At 64.6% G+C, this 13,610-nt stretch carries 21 protein-coding genes and 1 pseudogene; all 22 read right to left on the bottom strand.

The window, feature by feature from the left end:
* Positions 1 to 48 precede the first annotated feature (48 nt).
* The 22 genes and pseudogenes from rplO to tuf all read right to left on the bottom strand — a co-directional run bounded on the left by rplO (position 49) and on the right by tuf (position 13,548).
* A complete protein-coding gene (gene rplO, locus ACQFZP_RS00160; protein WP_104312713.1) occupies positions 49 to 522 on the bottom strand; it encodes a 50S ribosomal protein L15 in 474 nt (157 codons plus the stop codon).
* Complete coding sequence (gene rpmD, locus ACQFZP_RS00155) at positions 519 to 707, bottom strand: 50S ribosomal protein L30 (RefSeq protein ID WP_104312714.1); 189 nt, start codon at positions 705 to 707, stop codon at positions 519 to 521. Before rpmD ends, rplO begins: the two co-directional genes overlap by 4 nt.
* Entirely contained in the window at positions 707 to 1,393 is a 687-nt protein-coding gene (rpsE, locus tag ACQFZP_RS00150) for a 30S ribosomal protein S5 (protein WP_211890724.1), read from the bottom strand. The genes rpmD and rpsE overlap by 1 nt, the downstream gene beginning before the upstream one ends.
* 32 nt (positions 1,394 to 1,425) lie before the next feature.
* A complete protein-coding gene (rplR, locus tag ACQFZP_RS00145; RefSeq protein ID WP_068479263.1) occupies positions 1,426 to 1,797 on the bottom strand; it encodes a 50S ribosomal protein L18 in 372 nt (123 codons plus the stop codon).
* Between the two features lie 2 nt (positions 1,798 to 1,799).
* Positions 1,800 to 2,336 (bottom strand): 50S ribosomal protein L6, encoded by a 537-nt coding sequence (rplF, locus tag ACQFZP_RS00140; RefSeq protein ID WP_104254028.1) that lies wholly within the window; start codon positions 2,334 to 2,336, stop codon positions 1,800 to 1,802.
* Positions 2,337 to 2,342: 6 nt separating this feature from the next.
* Entirely contained in the window at positions 2,343 to 2,741 is a 399-nt protein-coding gene (rpsH, locus tag ACQFZP_RS00135; RefSeq protein ID WP_068479267.1) for a 30S ribosomal protein S8, read from the bottom strand.
* Positions 2,742 to 2,866: 125 nt separating this feature from the next.
* Complete coding sequence (gene rplE / locus ACQFZP_RS00130) at positions 2,867 to 3,454, bottom strand: 50S ribosomal protein L5 (protein ID WP_104254029.1); 588 nt, start codon at positions 3,452 to 3,454, stop codon at positions 2,867 to 2,869.
* 125 nt (positions 3,455 to 3,579) lie between these two features.
* Positions 3,580 to 3,924 (bottom strand): annotated as a pseudogene (rplX, locus tag ACQFZP_RS00125) (50S ribosomal protein L24); the annotation flags it as partial.
* Between the two features lie 3 nt (positions 3,925 to 3,927).
* Positions 3,928 to 4,296 carry a 50S ribosomal protein L14 gene (gene rplN, locus ACQFZP_RS00120; protein WP_104254031.1) on the bottom strand — a complete coding sequence of 123 codons (369 nt, stop codon included), beginning with the start codon at positions 4,294 to 4,296 and terminating at the stop codon, positions 3,928 to 3,930.
* A gap of 39 nt (positions 4,297 to 4,335) precedes the next feature.
* Positions 4,336 to 4,632: a 30S ribosomal protein S17 gene (rpsQ, locus tag ACQFZP_RS00115; protein ID WP_104254032.1), complete on the bottom strand. Its 297-nt coding sequence runs from the start codon at positions 4,630 to 4,632 to the stop codon at positions 4,336 to 4,338.
* Entirely contained in the window at positions 4,632 to 4,961 is a 330-nt protein-coding gene (rpmC, locus tag ACQFZP_RS00110; RefSeq protein ID WP_104254033.1) for a 50S ribosomal protein L29, read from the bottom strand. Before rpmC ends, rpsQ begins: the two co-directional genes overlap by 1 nt.
* A 2-nt stretch (positions 4,962 to 4,963) precedes the next feature.
* Positions 4,964 to 5,380, bottom strand: a complete 417-nt coding sequence (gene rplP / locus ACQFZP_RS00105) for a 50S ribosomal protein L16 (RefSeq protein ID WP_068479279.1) — start codon at positions 5,378 to 5,380, stop codon at positions 4,964 to 4,966.
* A 2-nt stretch (positions 5,381 to 5,382) separates the two neighbouring features.
* A complete protein-coding gene (gene rpsC / locus ACQFZP_RS00100; protein WP_068479282.1) occupies positions 5,383 to 6,141 on the bottom strand; it encodes a 30S ribosomal protein S3 in 759 nt (252 codons plus the stop codon).
* Positions 6,141 to 6,524 carry a 50S ribosomal protein L22 gene (gene rplV / locus ACQFZP_RS00095; protein ID WP_104254034.1) on the bottom strand — a complete coding sequence of 128 codons (384 nt, stop codon included), beginning with the start codon at positions 6,522 to 6,524 and terminating at the stop codon, positions 6,141 to 6,143. The genes rpsC and rplV overlap by 1 nt, the downstream gene beginning before the upstream one ends.
* A gap of 24 nt (positions 6,525 to 6,548) precedes the next feature.
* Entirely contained in the window at positions 6,549 to 6,830 is a 282-nt protein-coding gene (gene rpsS, locus ACQFZP_RS00090) for a 30S ribosomal protein S19 (protein WP_068479286.1), read from the bottom strand.
* A gap of 11 nt (positions 6,831 to 6,841) precedes the next feature.
* Positions 6,842 to 7,681, bottom strand: coding sequence for a 50S ribosomal protein L2 (gene rplB / locus ACQFZP_RS00085; protein ID WP_104312716.1), 840 nt, complete (start codon positions 7,679 to 7,681; stop codon positions 6,842 to 6,844).
* A 25-nt stretch (positions 7,682 to 7,706) separates the two neighbouring features.
* Positions 7,707 to 8,006 carry a 50S ribosomal protein L23 gene (rplW, locus tag ACQFZP_RS00080; protein WP_068479290.1) on the bottom strand — a complete coding sequence of 100 codons (300 nt, stop codon included), beginning with the start codon at positions 8,004 to 8,006 and terminating at the stop codon, positions 7,707 to 7,709.
* Positions 8,003 to 8,650, bottom strand: a complete 648-nt coding sequence (gene rplD, locus ACQFZP_RS00075; RefSeq protein WP_104254036.1) for a 50S ribosomal protein L4 — start codon at positions 8,648 to 8,650, stop codon at positions 8,003 to 8,005. Before rplD ends, rplW begins: the two co-directional genes overlap by 4 nt.
* Positions 8,651 to 8,656: 6 nt before the next feature.
* Complete coding sequence (gene rplC / locus ACQFZP_RS00070) at positions 8,657 to 9,310, bottom strand: 50S ribosomal protein L3 (protein WP_104254037.1); 654 nt, start codon at positions 9,308 to 9,310, stop codon at positions 8,657 to 8,659.
* Between the two features lie 8 nt (positions 9,311 to 9,318).
* Positions 9,319 to 9,627 carry a 30S ribosomal protein S10 gene (gene rpsJ, locus ACQFZP_RS00065; protein WP_068479296.1) on the bottom strand — a complete coding sequence of 103 codons (309 nt, stop codon included), beginning with the start codon at positions 9,625 to 9,627 and terminating at the stop codon, positions 9,319 to 9,321.
* A 375-nt stretch (positions 9,628 to 10,002) separates the two neighbouring features.
* Entirely contained in the window at positions 10,003 to 12,108 is a 2,106-nt protein-coding gene (locus ACQFZP_RS00060; RefSeq protein ID WP_211889962.1) for an acyltransferase family protein, read from the bottom strand.
* A 246-nt stretch (positions 12,109 to 12,354) separates the two neighbouring features.
* The gene (gene tuf, locus ACQFZP_RS00055) at positions 12,355 to 13,548 is read right to left on the bottom strand and encodes an elongation factor Tu (RefSeq protein WP_068479300.1); all 1,194 of its coding nucleotides are present in this window, start codon (positions 13,546 to 13,548) and stop codon (positions 12,355 to 12,357) included.
* Between the last annotated feature and the right edge of the window lie 62 nt (positions 13,549 to 13,610).

Raw genomic sequence — 13,610 nt, 5'->3', positions numbered from 1 at the left:
GAAAGAGACAAGCGGGGGGCGGCAACCGCCGACCCCCGCTTGGAGTTACTACTTGACGGAACCGCCGGCAGCAACGATCTTCTGCTCTGCTGAGCTGGAGACCTTGTCGACCGCGACGTTCAGCTTAACCGCAATCTCGCCATTGCCGAGCACCTTGACGGGCTCGTTCTTGCGAACTGCGCCCTTTGCCACGAGGCCGGCGATGGTGACGTCGCCGCCTTCGGGGAAGAGCTCAGCCAGCTTGGAGAGGTTGACGACCTGGTACTCGACGCGGAACGGGTTCTTGAACCCGCGCAGCTTCGGCGTACGCATGTGCAGTGGCATCTGGCCACCTTCGAAGCCGATGCGCACGGTTGTACGCGCCTTCGACCCCTTGGTGCCGCGACCAGCGGTCTTGCCCTTGGAGCCCTCACCGCGACCGACGCGCGTCTTGGACTTCTTGGCGCCGGGAGCGGGACGGAGGTGGTGGACCTTGAGCTGCGGCTCGGAGGTCACGTCCTTCTCGTTCTCGTTCTTGCTCATTCGGAAATCTCCTCAACTGAGACCAGGTGAGCGACAGTCTTGACGTAGCCGCGGTTCACCGAGTTGTCCGGCCTCACGACGGTGTCGCCGATGCGCTTGAGGCCGAGCGAGCGCAGGGTGTCGCGCTGGTTCTGCTTCTCGCTGATCTTGGACTTGATCTGGGTCACCTTGAGACTCGCGGCCATCAGGCACCAACCTTCTGTGCTTCGGCTGCTGCCTTGGCCGCGTTGGCCTCGGCACGCAGGATGCGCTGCGGGACGACCTGGTCGACAGGCAGGCCACGGCGAGCTGCGACTGCGCGCGGCTCCTCGAGCTGCTTGAGGGCCGCGACGGTCGCGTGCACGATGTTGATCGTGTTCGACGAGCCGAGCGACTTCGACAGGACGTCATGGATGCCCGCGCACTCGAGTACGGCGCGGACGGGGCCACCGGCGATAACACCGGTACCTGCAGCGGCGGGACGGAGCAGGACGACGCCTGCTGCTGCCTCGCCCTGCACGGGGTGCGGGATCGTCTTCAGGACGCGGGGGACGCGGAAGAAGTTCTTCTTCGCCTCTTCGACGCCCTTGGAGATGGCCAGCGGGACCTCACGGGCCTTGCCGTAGCCGACGCCCACGAGACCGTTGCCGTCTCCGACGACGACGAGCGCGGTGAACGCGAAGCGACGACCGCCCTTGACGACCTTGGAAACGCGGTTGATGGTGACGACGCGCTCCAGGAACTGGCTCTTGTCATCGCGGGAGTTGCGGTCACGACCGCCACCCTGGCCGCGCTCGCCGCGACCGCCGCGACGGTTGTTGTCGCGTCCGCTGCCGCCTTCGCGCTGTGCCGACTCACTCGACGCGGCCGTCTCAACGGGCGTGTCGGTCATGTTGTCGGGCGTGTTGGTGTCGATTTTCTCGGTCACAGGTTCAGCCCTGCCTCTCGTGCTCCATCAGCGATGGCCGCGACGCGACCGGCGTACTTGTTGCCGCCGCGGTCGAAGACCACGCTCTCGATGCCGGCGTCCTTGGCGCGTGCGCCGACGAGCTCGCCGACACGCTTCGCCTTTGCGGACTTGTCGCCCTCGAACGCACGCAGCTCAGCTTCCATGGTGGATGCGGATGCGAGCGTGATGCCCTTGGTGTCGTCGACAACCTGGACGAAGACGTGACGCGCGGAGCGCGTGACGACGAGACGGGGACGCTGCGCGTCGCCGGAGACCTTCTTGCGAAGGCGGACGTGGCGGCGACGGGTCGCTGCCTGCTTGCTCTTTCCTCGAGTTCCGAGTCCCATGGTTACTTACCTGACTTTCCGGCCTTGCGGCGGATCTGCTCGCCCTCGTAACGCACGCCCTTGCCCTTGTAGGGCTCGGGGAGGCGGAGCTTGCGGATGTTCGCTGCGACCTCGCCGACAGCCTGCTTGTCGATTCCGACGACCGTGAGCTTGTTGTTGCCCTCGACCTGGAACGTGATGCCCGCCGGGGGCTCGACGTTGATCGGGTGCGAGTAGCCGAGTGCGAACTCGACGCCCGTGCCCTTGGAAACGATGCGGTAACCGGTTCCAACGACCTCGAGCTTCTTGGTGTAGCCCTCGGTGACGCCGATGATGTTGTTGTTGATGAGCGTGCGGGTCAGGCCGTGCAGTGCACGGGACTCACGCTCGTCGTTCGGACGCGTGACGAGAACCTGACCGTCTTCGAGCTTGACCTCGATGGGGTTCGCGACGACGAGCGCGAGCTCGCCCTTCGGGCCCTTGACGGTGACGTTCTGCGCGTCGATCTTGATGTCAACGCCAGCTGGGACGCTGATCGGGAGACGACCAATTCGTGACATGACGGATTACCACACGTAGGCGAGGACTTCTCCGCCTACGCCCTTCTGCTCGGCCTGACGGTCCGTGAGGAGACCGGAGGAGGTGGACAGGATGGCAATGCCGAGGCCGCCGAGGACGCTTGGCAGCTCGGTCGAGCGCGCGTAGACGCGAAGACCTGGCTTGGAGACGCGCTTGATGCCGACGATCGACCTCTCGCGGTTCGGACCGAACTTGAGCGAGAGAGTGAGGGTCTGGCCCACTCGTGCATCTTCGACTGTCCAGTCGGTGATGTAACCCTCGCGCTTGAGGATGTCGGCAATGTGGGACTTGAGCTTCGAGCTCGGCATCGACACGGAGTCGTGGTGCGCCGAGTTCGCGTTGCGCAGTCGCGTCAGCATATCTGCGACGGGATCTGTCATTGTCATGATGAGTGCCTTTCGCCTGGTTTCGCGGGGCCGTACACGGCCCCGCGACCTGTGGTGGACGGGCGGTTGCGGTTGCAACAGCCCGATGGGGTCACGGCTGCTGCCGTGACCCTCGGGTGTTCAGACTAGTTCTGCTGGAGACCGGCCTGGAACGGGAAGCCGAGCTTGCCCAGGAGGGCGCGTCCTTCTTCGTCGTTCTTCGCCGTCGTGACGACGGTGATGTCCATACCGCGTGTGCGGTCGATCTTGTCTGGATCGATCTCATGGAACATTACCTGCTCCGTGAGGCCGAAGGTGTAGTTTCCGTTGCCGTCGAACTGGCGGTCGCTGAGACCACGGAAGTCGCGGATACGGGGAAGGGCAAGCGAGAGCAGGCGGTCGAGGAACTCCCACATGCGGTCGCCGCGCAGCGTGACGTGCGCGCCGATCGGCTGACCTTCGCGCAGCTTGAACTGCGCGATGGACTTCGTGGCCTTCGTGACCTTGGGCTTCTGGCCCGTGATCGCCGTGAGGTCCGTGATGGCACCCTCGATGATCTTGCCGTCGCGAGCTGCCTCGCCAACACCCATGTTCACGACGATCTTCACGAGACCCGGAACCTGGTGGACGTTGCTCACGCCGAGGTCTGCCTGCAGCTGAGCCTTGAGCTCTTCGCGGTACTTCAGCTTGAGACGGGGCTGGATTTTGCCAGCCTCCGTGGCGATGTCAGTCATATCTACTCGTCGTCCTTCTTCTTCGGTGCGGCGGCCTTGGCCTTCGTCGCAGGCTTCTTCTCGGCCTTCTCAGCCTTGTCAGCCTTGGCGGCCTTCTCTGCCTTGGCAGGCTTGGCTGCGCGACGCGAGGGCTTGAAGACGCGCGTGCGCACCGTCTTGGTGACGCCGTCCTTCGTGACCTCTTCGACCTGCACACCGGTGCGAGCCGGCTGCTTGGTCTCGGGGTCGACGAGTGCGACGTTCGAGATGTGGATGGGGGCCTCGACGGTCTCGATGCCACCCGTCTTCGTGCCACGCTGCGTCTGTCCGACGCGAACGTGCTTGGTCACGAAGTTGATGCCCTGGACGAGAATGCGGTTCTCATCGCGGAGCACCTCGAGCACTTCGCCCTGCTTGCCGCGGTCTCCACCGCGAGCCTGGCTCGTGCCTGAGATGACCTGGACCAGGTCTCCCTTGCGGATCGTTGCCATGGGTTAAATCACCTCCGGCGCGAGCGACACGATCTTCATGAACTTCTTGTCGCGGAGCTCGCGACCGACCGGTCCGAAGATTCGAGTGCCACGCGGCTCGTTGTCACCCTTGAGGATGACCGCTGCGTTCTCGTCGAACTTGATGTACGAGCCGTCGGGACGACGGGTCGACTTGATCGTGCGAACGATGACGGCCTTGACGACCTCACCCTTCTTGAGGTTGCCGCCGGGGATCGCGTCCTTGACGGTCGCGACGATGACGTCACCGATTCCCGCGTAGCGGCGGCCGGAGCCACCGAGTACGCGGATCGTGAGGAGTTCCTTGGCGCCGGTGTTGTCGGCGACGCGGACTCGGGATTCTTGCTGAAGCATCTGTCAAATTCCTTCGCTGAGCGGTCGAAGAGGCGAGGCCTACTTCGCCTTCTCCAGGATCTCGACCAGGCGCCAGCGCTTGGTAGCGCTGAGGGGACGGGTCTCTGCAATCAGGACGAGGTCGCCGATGCCGGCCTGGTTGTCGGCGTCGTGCGCCTTGACCTTGCTCGAGCGGCGGAGCACCTTGCCGTAGAGGGGGTGCTTGACGCGCTCTTCGACCGAGACGGTGATGGTCTTGTCCATCTTGTCGCTCGTGACGTAGCCGCGCCGGGTCTTCCGGTAGTTGCGCTCGTGCGCCTCTTCCGTTGCCTCGGGCTGTGTCGTGCTTTCAGCCATTACTTGGTCTCCTCGTTCTCAGCCTCGGGCGCAGCCTCAGGGGCTTCGGCCTTCTTCGAAGCCTTCGTGGCCTTCGACTTCTTGGCCGGCTTCTCGACCGGGGCCGGGGTTGCGCGGATCCCGAGCTCACGCTCGCGGATCACCGTGTAGATGCGCGCGATGTCGCGCTTGACCTGACGGATGCGTCCACGCTCTTCGACCTGGTTGGTCACGGCCTGGAAGCGCAGGTTGAACAGCTCTTCCTTCGCCTTCTTGAGCTCTTCGACGAGACGTCCGTCTTCGAAGTTGTCGAGCTCGGTGGTGGCGAGCTCCTTGGTACCAATCGCCATGATTACTCGCCTTCCTCGCGCGAAATGATGCGTGCCTTGAGCGGCAGCTTGTGGATGGCGCGTGTGAGGGCCTCGCGAGCGAGCTCCTCGCTGACGCCGGCGACCTCGAAGAGGACGCGGCCGGGCTTGACGTTCGCGACCCAGGAGTCGACTGCACCCTTACCGGAACCCATGCGGGTCTCGGCGGGGCGGGCGGTCATCGGGCGGTCCGGGTAGATGTTGATCCAGACCTTGCCGCCACGCTTGATGTGGCGGGTCATCGCGATACGAGCTGCCTCGATCTGACGGTTCGTGACGTAGGACGGCGTGAGCGCCTGGATGCCGAACTCGCCGAACGAGACGGTGTTGCCACCCTTCGACATGCCGCTGCGGTCCGGGCGGTGCTGCTTACGGTGCTTGACTCGACGTGGAATCAACATGGTTACGCCTCAACTCCTGCGGCGACCTGCTTCTCGTTGTCGCGGCGCGGGCCACGGCGGGAGCGGTCGTTACGGTCCCCACGGGACGACTTCTGGTTGGCCTGTTCGCGGGCGAGTTCCTTGTTGGTCATGTCGCCCTTGTAGATCCACACCTTGACACCGATGCGACCGTACGTGGTCTTGGCCTCGTAGAAGCCGTAGTCGATGTTGGCGCGGAGCGTGTGCAGCGGAACGCGTCCCTCGCGGTAGAACTCCGAGCGGCTCATCTCAGCGCCGCCGAGGCGGCCCGAGACCTGGATGCGGATGCCCTTGGCACCTGCACGCTGAGCGCCCTGGAGGCCCTTGCGCATTGCACGGCGGAAGGCGACGCGAGCAGAGAGCTGCTCGGCGATGCCCTGCGCGACGAGCTGAGCGTCAGCCTCGGGGTTCTTGACCTCGAGGATGTTCAGCTGGATCTGCTTGCCCGTGAGCTTCTCGAGGTCGGCGCGGATACGCTCGGCCTCGGCTCCGCGTCGTCCGATGACGATGCCGGGGCGAGCCGTGTAGATGTCGACGCGAACGCGGTCACGTGTGCGCTCGATCTCGATGCGCGAGACGCCTGCACGGTCGAGCGACTTCTGGAGGTACTCGCGGATGCGAATGTCTTCCTTGACGTAGTCGCTGTAGCGCTGACCCGGCTTGGTCGAGTCTGCGTACCAGCGGCTGACGTGGTCGGTCGTGATTCCGAGACGGAAGCCGTACGGATTGATCTTCTGGCCCATTACTTGCTGCTCCCCTTCTCGGCCTCGGCGAGCTCCGGCGTCGCCAGCACAACCGTGATGTGGCTTGTGCGCTTGTTGATGCGGAATGCTCGTCCCTGTGCACGCGGACGGAAGCGCTTGAGGGTTGCACCCTCGTCTACGAACGCCTTGGCGATGTAGAGGTCGCGCTCGTCAAGGAACTCGCTGTCCTTGTCCGCCTTGACTCGTGCGTTGGCGATTGCTGATGCAACGACCTTGTAGACCGGCTCAGAGGCACCCTGAGGTGCGAACTTCAGGATTGCGAGCGCTTCGAGCGCCTGCTTGCCGCGGATCAAGTTGACGACGCGACGAGCCTTCTGAGGGGTGACGCGGATGTGCCGCACGCGTGCGGTTGACTCCACCATATTTTCCTCCTTCACGTCGCCGCGTTAGCGGCGACGACCCTTCTTGTCGTCCTTCTCGTGTCCACGGAAGGTGCGGGTCGGTGCAAACTCGCCGAGCTTGTGGCCGACCATGGTTTCGGTGACAAACACGGGGATGTGCTTGCGACCGTCGTGCACGGCGATGGTGTGTCCGAGCATGTCCGGCACGATCATCGATCGGCGCGACCAGGTCTTGATGACGTTCTTCGAGCCAGCTTCGTTCTGCTTGACCACCTTCTGGAAGAGGTGTTCGTCGACGAAGGGGCCCTTCTTGAGACTGCGAGGCATCTTCTGATCTCCTACTTACGCTTCTTGCCGGCAGGGCGACGGCGGACGATGAGCTTGTCGCTCTCCTTGTTGGGGCGACGGGTGCGGCCTTCTGGCTTACCCCAGGGGCTCACCGGGTGACGTCCACCGGAGGTGCGACCTTCACCACCACCGTGCGGGTGGTCGACCGGGTTCATGACGACACCACGGACCGTGGGACGAACGCCGAGCCAGCGCTTGCGGCCGGCCTTGCCCAGGTTGATGTTCGACTGCTCGGCGTTGCCGACCTCGCCGATCGTCGCGCGGCAGCGCACGTCGACGTTGCGGACTTCGCCGCTCGGCAGACGCAGCTGGGCGTAGGGGCCGTCCTTCGCGACGAGGCGGACGGATGCTCCGGCCGAGCGCGCCATCTTCGCGCCGCCGCCTGGGCGGAGCTCGATGGCGTGGATGACCGTACCGGTCGGGATGTTCTTCAGCGGGAGGTTGTTGCCCGGCTTGATGTCGGCGCCAGCGCCCGACTCGACGATGTCGCCCTGCTTGAGCTTGTTCGGAGCCAGGATGTAGCGCTTGGTTCCGTCGAAGAAGTGCAGCAGCGCGATGCGAGCGGTGCGGTTGGGGTCGTACTCGATGTGAGCGACCTTGGCGTTCACGCCGTCCTTGTCATTGCGACGGAAGTCGATGACGCGGTACTGGCGCTTGTGGCCACCACCGATGTGACGGGTCGTGATGCGTCCCTGGTTGTTGCGGCCACCCGACTTGGTCAGGGGGCGGAGCAGCGACTTCTCGGGAGTCGAGCGCGTGATCTCGGTGAACTCGGACACCGAGGCTCCACGACGGCCAGGCGTCGTGGGCTTGTAATTGCGAATAGCCATGTGAATTCGTCCTCTGTGCTCTCGATTAACCGGCGTTCGAGAAGATGTCGATGGTGCCGGACTTGAGCGAGACGATGGCGCGCTTGGTGTCCTTGCGCTTGCCGAGCCCGAAGCGGGTGCGGCGCGTCTTGCCCGTGCGGTTCAAGGTGTTGACCTTGTCGACCTTGACGTCGAAGATCTGCTCGATGGCGAGCTTGATCTCGGTCTTGTTCGAACGAGGGTCGACCTCGAAGGTGTACTTGCCCTGGTCGATCAGGCTGTAGCTCTTCTCGGAGATCACCGGCGCGAAGATGATGTCGCGCGGGTCCTTGTTGTTTGCGCTCATGCGCCCTGCTCCTTGCTGGTCTTGCTCTCGACGAACGCGTCGTAGGCAGCCTTCGTGAAGAGGATGTCGTCCGAGACGAGCACGTCGTAGGCGTTGAGCTGGTCAACGAACAGGACGTGGAGCGCCGGGAGGTTGCGCACGCTCAGGAGGCTGAGCTCATCGCTGCGATCGAGGACGACGAGGATGTTGCGTCCTGCCGCGACCTTCGCGATTGCTGCTGCTGCGACCTTGGTCGAGGCCTTCTCACCCGTGACGAGGGAGTCGACGATGTGCAGGTGGCCACCGCGTGCGCGGTCGCTCAGTGCCCCGATGAGGGCTGCTGCGATCATCTTCTTGGGGGTGCGCTGCGAGTAGTCGCGCGGCGTCGGCCCGTGGACGATGCCACCGCCCTTGTGCTGCGGCATGCGGACCGAACCCTGACGGGCGCGGCCTGTGCCCTTCTGCTTGAACGGCTTGCGGCCTGAGCCGGAGACCTCTCCACGGTTCTTCGTCTTGTGCGTGCCCTGACGAGCAGCTGCACGCTGTGCGACGACAACCTGGTGGATCAGCGGGACGTTGGTCTGCGCGTCGAAGATGGCGGCAGGCAGTTCGACCGTGCCGGACTTCTTGCCGGCTGCGTCGGTGACGTCAATCTTGGTTGCCATAGGAAACTAGGCCCCCTTCACTGCGTTGCGAACGAAAACGAGACGACCCTTGGGGCCGGGGACAGCACCCTTGACGAGGAGGATGCCCTTCTCGGCGTCGGCTGCGTGAACCGTGAGGTTCTGGACGGTGACGCGGTCGCCACCCATCCGGCCAGCCATGCGCGTGCCCTTGAAGACACGGCTGGGGGTCGCGGAGGCACCGATGGAGCCGGGGCGACGGTGGTTCTTGTGGGCACCGTGAGATGCGCCGACACCGGAGAAGTTGTGACGCTTCATGACACCGGCGAAGCCCTTGCCCTTGCTGGTGCCGACGACGTCGATCTTGGTGCCGGGCTCGAACGTGTCTGCGCCGAGCTCCTGACCGATCGTGTACGTCGCTGCGTCAGCGGTGCGGAGTTCGGTGATGTGACGGCGCGGCGTGACGCCCGCTGCTGCGAACTTGCCGGCGGCCGGCTTGTTCACCTTGCGCGGGTCGATGGCGCCTGCGGCGATCTGGACGGCTTCGTAGCCGTTCTTTTCGACGGTCATGATCTCGGTGACGACGTTGGTGCTCACCTGGATGACCGTGACGGGGACGAGACGGTTGTCAGCGTCCCAGACCTGGGTCATGCCGAGCTTCGTGCCCAGCAGTCCCTTGAACGTCTTGGTAGCGGTAGACATGTGTTTCCCTAGAGCTTGATCTCGATGTTGACGTCGGCCGGAAGGTCGAGACGCATGAGCGAGTCGACGGCCTTCGGCGTCGGGTCGACGATGTCGATCAGACGCTTGTGGGTGCGCATCTCGAAGTGCTCGCGGCTGTCCTTGTACTTGTGAGGGCTACGGATCACGGCGATCACGTTCTTCTCGGTAGGCAGGGGCACCGGACCGATGACGGAGGCGCCAGCACGGGTTACGGTGTCGACGATCTTGCGCGCCGAGCTGTCGATGACCTCGTGGTCATACGACTTCAGTCGAATGCGGATCTTCTGTCCCGCCATGGTTGACTCTCTCTCTCAATGACGTGCCGCCATTGCGGCTTCGCATGCAACCCCGTGGCGTCTTCACGCCGGGATTCGCACCACTGTTTTTCTGTCAAGTTCACCTGCTCGGAGCACAGGAGTGTACTCAAGCTGATGGACGGCCTTCCGGACTCGACCTCGGTGAGGTGTTGTCCTTTGGCCGGAGCTTTGCTCTGCTGCCGGTGGCCTAAGCTGCACACCAGGCGTCTTGCGACGCGGGGCGCTTATGCACTCTCCGGGCAGTGATTCGAACACACGACTAGCGCCGGGCCCCGAAATACTGAACTCACCGAGTTTAGACCGGACGGACCTGTTCTTGCAACCCGGGCGTGTCGCGCCGTCGAGATCGGTGGCTCAGAAGCCGTGCGGGGCCAGAACTCGGTCCGCGATGACCTTCGACAGGTAGAGCGAGTACTGCCTGCCGATGTGCGTCGGATCGCTGTGAACCGGAGTCCCGGCGACCACGCTCGGGCACGACGCCAGGTCGAGGTCGCAGAACCAGGCTGTCGTGGGCACCACATCCGCACCGGACTCCCCCATCTCGGTCGCGAGCTCGTCGACGCGCTGCTGGCGCTCGTCGCCCAACGGCGTCTCGCAGGCCCTGGCTGCCTCCGAGACCGTCGACGCCTCCATGCACTCGTCGAGGTCCTGCGTCGGCGGTACCGAATCGAGCCAGACGACCTCGATGCCGAGATCGGTGAGGGCTCTCACGTAGTCGCTGCTGCCCCGTCCGAGGTCCGCTCCGACGTCGTCGCCGAGGTGCTCGTATCCGTCACCGACCCACCAGGCACCGTACGTGACCACGACCACATCCGGGAGACGCTCAGTCGCCTGTTCGATCACCCAGGAGTTGTGTCCCTCACACGTCTCCCGGTAGTGATCGATGCTGTCCAGTCCAGCTCCGGAGGTGAACGGGCACATCGACAGCCCCATGAGCTGCAGCTTCGTGTCCTCGCCGAGGGCGTCTCGGAATCCGGGCGCCCAGGTCACGGCCTGGGAGTCCCCGACGATCCACACCTCGCGTTCCGCATCCGGACTTCCGTAGGCGCAGCGATCAACCGCTTCGTCCGACGCGACCGACACGCAGTCGTCCAGCTCCCACTCTTCGCTGCGCGCTTCCGCTCCGCTGAGAAGCCTGCCGTCCGGGACGGTGGGATCTGCGATCGCATCCGCGATGACCGCCGAGAGCTCGTCGAGGTTGTCGACGGCAGGCGCGAGTTCGATCGCCTCGATGGCGTCCTCGTGGACCTGCGGAGCGACCTGGACGCCGATGAAGGCGAGGAGTGCGACCAGGGGAACGGTGACGGAGGTGATGAGCCTCGGGTTCGGCTTCCACTTCGGGGCAGTCGCATCGATCTGGGCGAGCGGGTTCCTGATCCTCCCCAGGAGCTTGAGCCCGCGGGAGGTCGCCCACGCGATGGCGATCGAGACGGCGAGGAGGAGCAGCCCATCGAAGAACGAGACCGGCTCAGCTCGGTCTGGGAAGACCTCGACAAACAGCTTGAGGATCGGCCAGCTCCAGAGGTACAGCCCGTACGAGAAGCCGCCGAGCCAGACCAGGGGCCTCCAGGTCAGCAGTCGGTTGCCTCCAGCAGGGTCTCCCGACGCCCCGGCGATGAGGACGAGCAGCGCCCCGCCGACCGGGTAGAGCGCGATGAGTCCCGGATACGGCCAGGAGCTCGGCAGGAGACCTGCGGTCAGCACGAGCGCGAGACCCAGGCTGCCGACGATCGCCCGGAGCGTCTTCGGCAGGTGGATCCGCGTGATGACGAGCGCGGCGACGGCCCCGATCCCGAACTCCCACAGGCGGGCCCATGTGCTGTAGTACGTCGGGACCGGGTCGACCGCCACCCCGTTGAGGGCGTAAGCGAAGGAAGCTGCGGTGAGCAGCGCGAACCCCACGATGGCCACGCGCCGCACGGGCCACTTCGCTAGCTTCGCGACGGCGCCGAGCAGCAGGACGAACCCCAGCAGGATCAGCGTGGACTGGCCCTGCACCGACATGGCCCAGAAGTGCTGGACCGCTGACTTGTCGTGGCCCGCAGCGATGTAGTCGGTCGCGTCGCCGGCGAGTCGCCAGTTCTCCCAGTAGGTGGCGGCGGCGAACAGGTCGGTGACATTGCGCTGGAAGGACAGCGCCGGGGCCGTCAGCAGGAGAACGACTGCGACGACGAGGAGGACGAGACCGGCCATGGGGAACAGGCGTGTGGCCGTGCGCTTGACGTACTGCCAGGCTCGGATGCTCCCCCGACGCTCGAGTTCACCGACGAGGGTCGTGGCCAGCAGGAATCCGCCGAGGACGAAGAAGAGGTCGACGCCGCCGGAGACGGTGCCGAACCAGATGTGGAACGACGCGACGAGGAGGGACGCGATCGCCCGCAGCCCTTGGATGTCGGTGCGGTAGCGGTTCGGCGCAGACCGAGCGGTCGCGCTCGTGGGGCGTTCTGCGCGTACGGACATTCGTCGAGCTCCTGGGGCTGCGCTGAGGCGGTGGGCGTTCCTCCGCTCGTGCGTCGAGGAGCTCATCGGAGGGGATCGAGAGGCTGCGGAGCTTCGCTCGTCACACGGTTTCTGATTCTAACCCGGTTCCCGAATCGGTGAGCTGCGGTGACGACCCGCGAGCAGTCACGAGCCGTTCGGACGCGGAGAACGCAAAAATGGGGCCGGACCCGAAGGTCCGACCCCACTCTGCAGTGAGCTGGAAGCTTACTTGTTGATCTTCGTCACCGTGCCGGCGCCGACGGTGCGGCCACCCTCACGGATCGCGAAGCCGAGGCCCTCTTCCATGGCGATCGGCTGGATGAGCTCGACGGTCATGTCCGTGGTGTCACCAGGCATGATCATTTCCTTGCCCTCGGGCAGGGTGATGACGCCGGTCACGTCCGTGGTGCGGAAGTAGAACTGCGGGCGGTAGTTCGTGAAGAACGGGTTGTGACGGCCACCCTCGTCCTTCGAGAGGATGTATGCGGTTCCCTCGAAGTTCGTGTGCGGCGTGACGGAACCGGGAGCGACGATGACCTGACCGCGCTCGACGTCCTCACGCTTGGTGCCACGGAGGAGCAGACCACAGTTCTCACCGGCCCAGGCCTCGTCGAGCTGCTTGTGGAACATCTCGATACCCGTGACCGTCGTCTTGACGGTCGGGCGGAGGCCGACGATCTCGACGTCGGAGTTGATCGAGAGCGTGCCACGCTCGGCGCGACCCGTGACGACGGTTCCACGACCGGTGATCGTGAAGACGTCCTCGACGGGCATGAGGAACGGCTTGTCCTTGTCGCGGACGGGCTCCGGCACGTTGTCGTCGACAGCCTGCATGAGCTCGACGATCTTCTCGGCCCACTTCTCGTCGCCCTCGAGCGCCTTGAGGCCCGAGACCTGAACGACAGGTGCGTCGTCGCCGGGGTAGTCCTGGCTCGAGAGGAGCTCGCGAACCTCGAGCTCGACGAGCTCCAGGATCTCCTCGTCGTCAACCATGTCGGCCTTGTTCAGCGCGACGACCAGGTACGGCACGCCGACCTGCTTCGCGAGCAGCACGTGCTCACGCGTCTGAGCCATGGGGCCGTCGGTTGCGGCAACTACGAGGATTGCGCCATCCATCTGCGCAGCGCCCGTGATCATGTTCTTGATGTAGTCGGCGTGACCCGGAGCATCGACGTGAGCGTAGTGACGCTTGGGCGTCTCGTACTCGACGTGGGAGATGTTGATCGTGATACCGCGCTGACGCTCTTCCGGAGCGGAGTCGATCGACGCGAAGTCACGCTGCACGTTGGTCGCCGAAGGGTACTTGTCAGCAAGCACCTTCGAGATCGCTGCGGTGAGCGTGGTCTTGCCGTGGTCGACGTGACCGATCGTTCCGATGTTTACGTGCGGCTTGGTCCGCTCGAACTTGGCCTTAGCCACTGTGGTCCTCCTAGGACGTCGTTGGTGCCAGTCCGCGAATGACGCAGAATGACTTCCGGGTT

The organism is Pseudoclavibacter sp. Marseille-Q434 (assembly GCF_050315415.1).
In the GTDB taxonomy this organism is placed as follows: domain Bacteria; phylum Actinomycetota; class Actinomycetes; order Actinomycetales; family Microbacteriaceae; genus Pseudoclavibacter.
The sequence above is the reverse complement of the archived record's forward strand: the minus strand, read 5'-3'. Positions and strand labels throughout refer to the sequence as shown.

Bases quoted from the DNA above. Each gene is read 5' to 3' on its own strand.
- rplF (WP_104254028.1), bottom strand. From the start codon at position 2,336: ATGTCACGAATTGGTCGTCTCCCGATCAGCGTCCCAGCTGGCGTTGAC.
- rplN (WP_104254031.1), bottom strand. From the start codon at position 4,296: ATGCTTCAGCAAGAATCCCGAGTCCGCGTCGCCGACAACACCGGCGCC.
- rpsJ (WP_068479296.1), bottom strand. From the start codon at position 9,627: ATGGCGGGACAGAAGATCCGCATTCGACTGAAGTCGTATGACCACGAG.
- rplW (WP_068479290.1), bottom strand. From the start codon at position 8,006: ATGAGCGCAAACAACAAGGACCCGCGCGACATCATCTTCGCGCCGGTG.
- rpsE (WP_211890724.1), bottom strand. From the start codon at position 1,393: ATGACCGACACGCCCGTTGAGACGGCCGCGTCGAGTGAGTCGGCACAG.
- rpsQ (WP_104254032.1), bottom strand. From the start codon at position 4,632: ATGGCTGAAAGCACGACACAGCCCGAGGCAACGGAAGAGGCGCACGAG.
- rplB (WP_104312716.1), bottom strand. From the start codon at position 7,681: ATGGCTATTCGCAATTACAAGCCCACGACGCCTGGCCGTCGTGGAGCC.
- rplC (WP_104254037.1), bottom strand. From the start codon at position 9,310: ATGTCTACCGCTACCAAGACGTTCAAGGGACTGCTGGGCACGAAGCTC.
- rplD (WP_104254036.1), bottom strand. From the start codon at position 8,650: ATGGCAACCAAGATTGACGTCACCGACGCAGCCGGCAAGAAGTCCGGC.
- rplP (WP_068479279.1), bottom strand. From the start codon at position 5,380: ATGTTGATTCCACGTCGAGTCAAGCACCGTAAGCAGCACCGCCCGGAC.
- rplR (WP_068479263.1), bottom strand. From the start codon at position 1,797: ATGGGACTCGGAACTCGAGGAAAGAGCAAGCAGGCAGCGACCCGTCGC.
- ACQFZP_RS00060 (WP_211889962.1), bottom strand. From the start codon at position 12,108: ATGTCCGTACGCGCAGAACGCCCCACGAGCGCGACCGCTCGGTCTGCG.
- rplV (WP_104254034.1), bottom strand. From the start codon at position 6,524: ATGGTGGAGTCAACCGCACGCGTGCGGCACATCCGCGTCACCCCTCAG.
- rpsC (WP_068479282.1), bottom strand. From the start codon at position 6,141: ATGGGCCAGAAGATCAATCCGTACGGCTTCCGTCTCGGAATCACGACC.
- rpmC (WP_104254033.1), bottom strand. From the start codon at position 4,961: ATGGCGATTGGTACCAAGGAGCTCGCCACCACCGAGCTCGACAACTTC.
- rplO (WP_104312713.1), bottom strand. From the start codon at position 522: ATGAGCAAGAACGAGAACGAGAAGGACGTGACCTCCGAGCCGCAGCTC.
- rplE (WP_104254029.1), bottom strand. From the start codon at position 3,454: ATGACTGACATCGCCACGGAGGCTGGCAAAATCCAGCCCCGTCTCAAG.
- rpsH (WP_068479267.1), bottom strand. From the start codon at position 2,741: ATGACAATGACAGATCCCGTCGCAGATATGCTGACGCGACTGCGCAAC.
- rpsS (WP_068479286.1), bottom strand. From the start codon at position 6,830: ATGCCTCGCAGTCTCAAGAAGGGCCCCTTCGTCGACGAACACCTCTTC.
- rpmD (WP_104312714.1), bottom strand. From the start codon at position 707: ATGGCCGCGAGTCTCAAGGTGACCCAGATCAAGTCCAAGATCAGCGAG.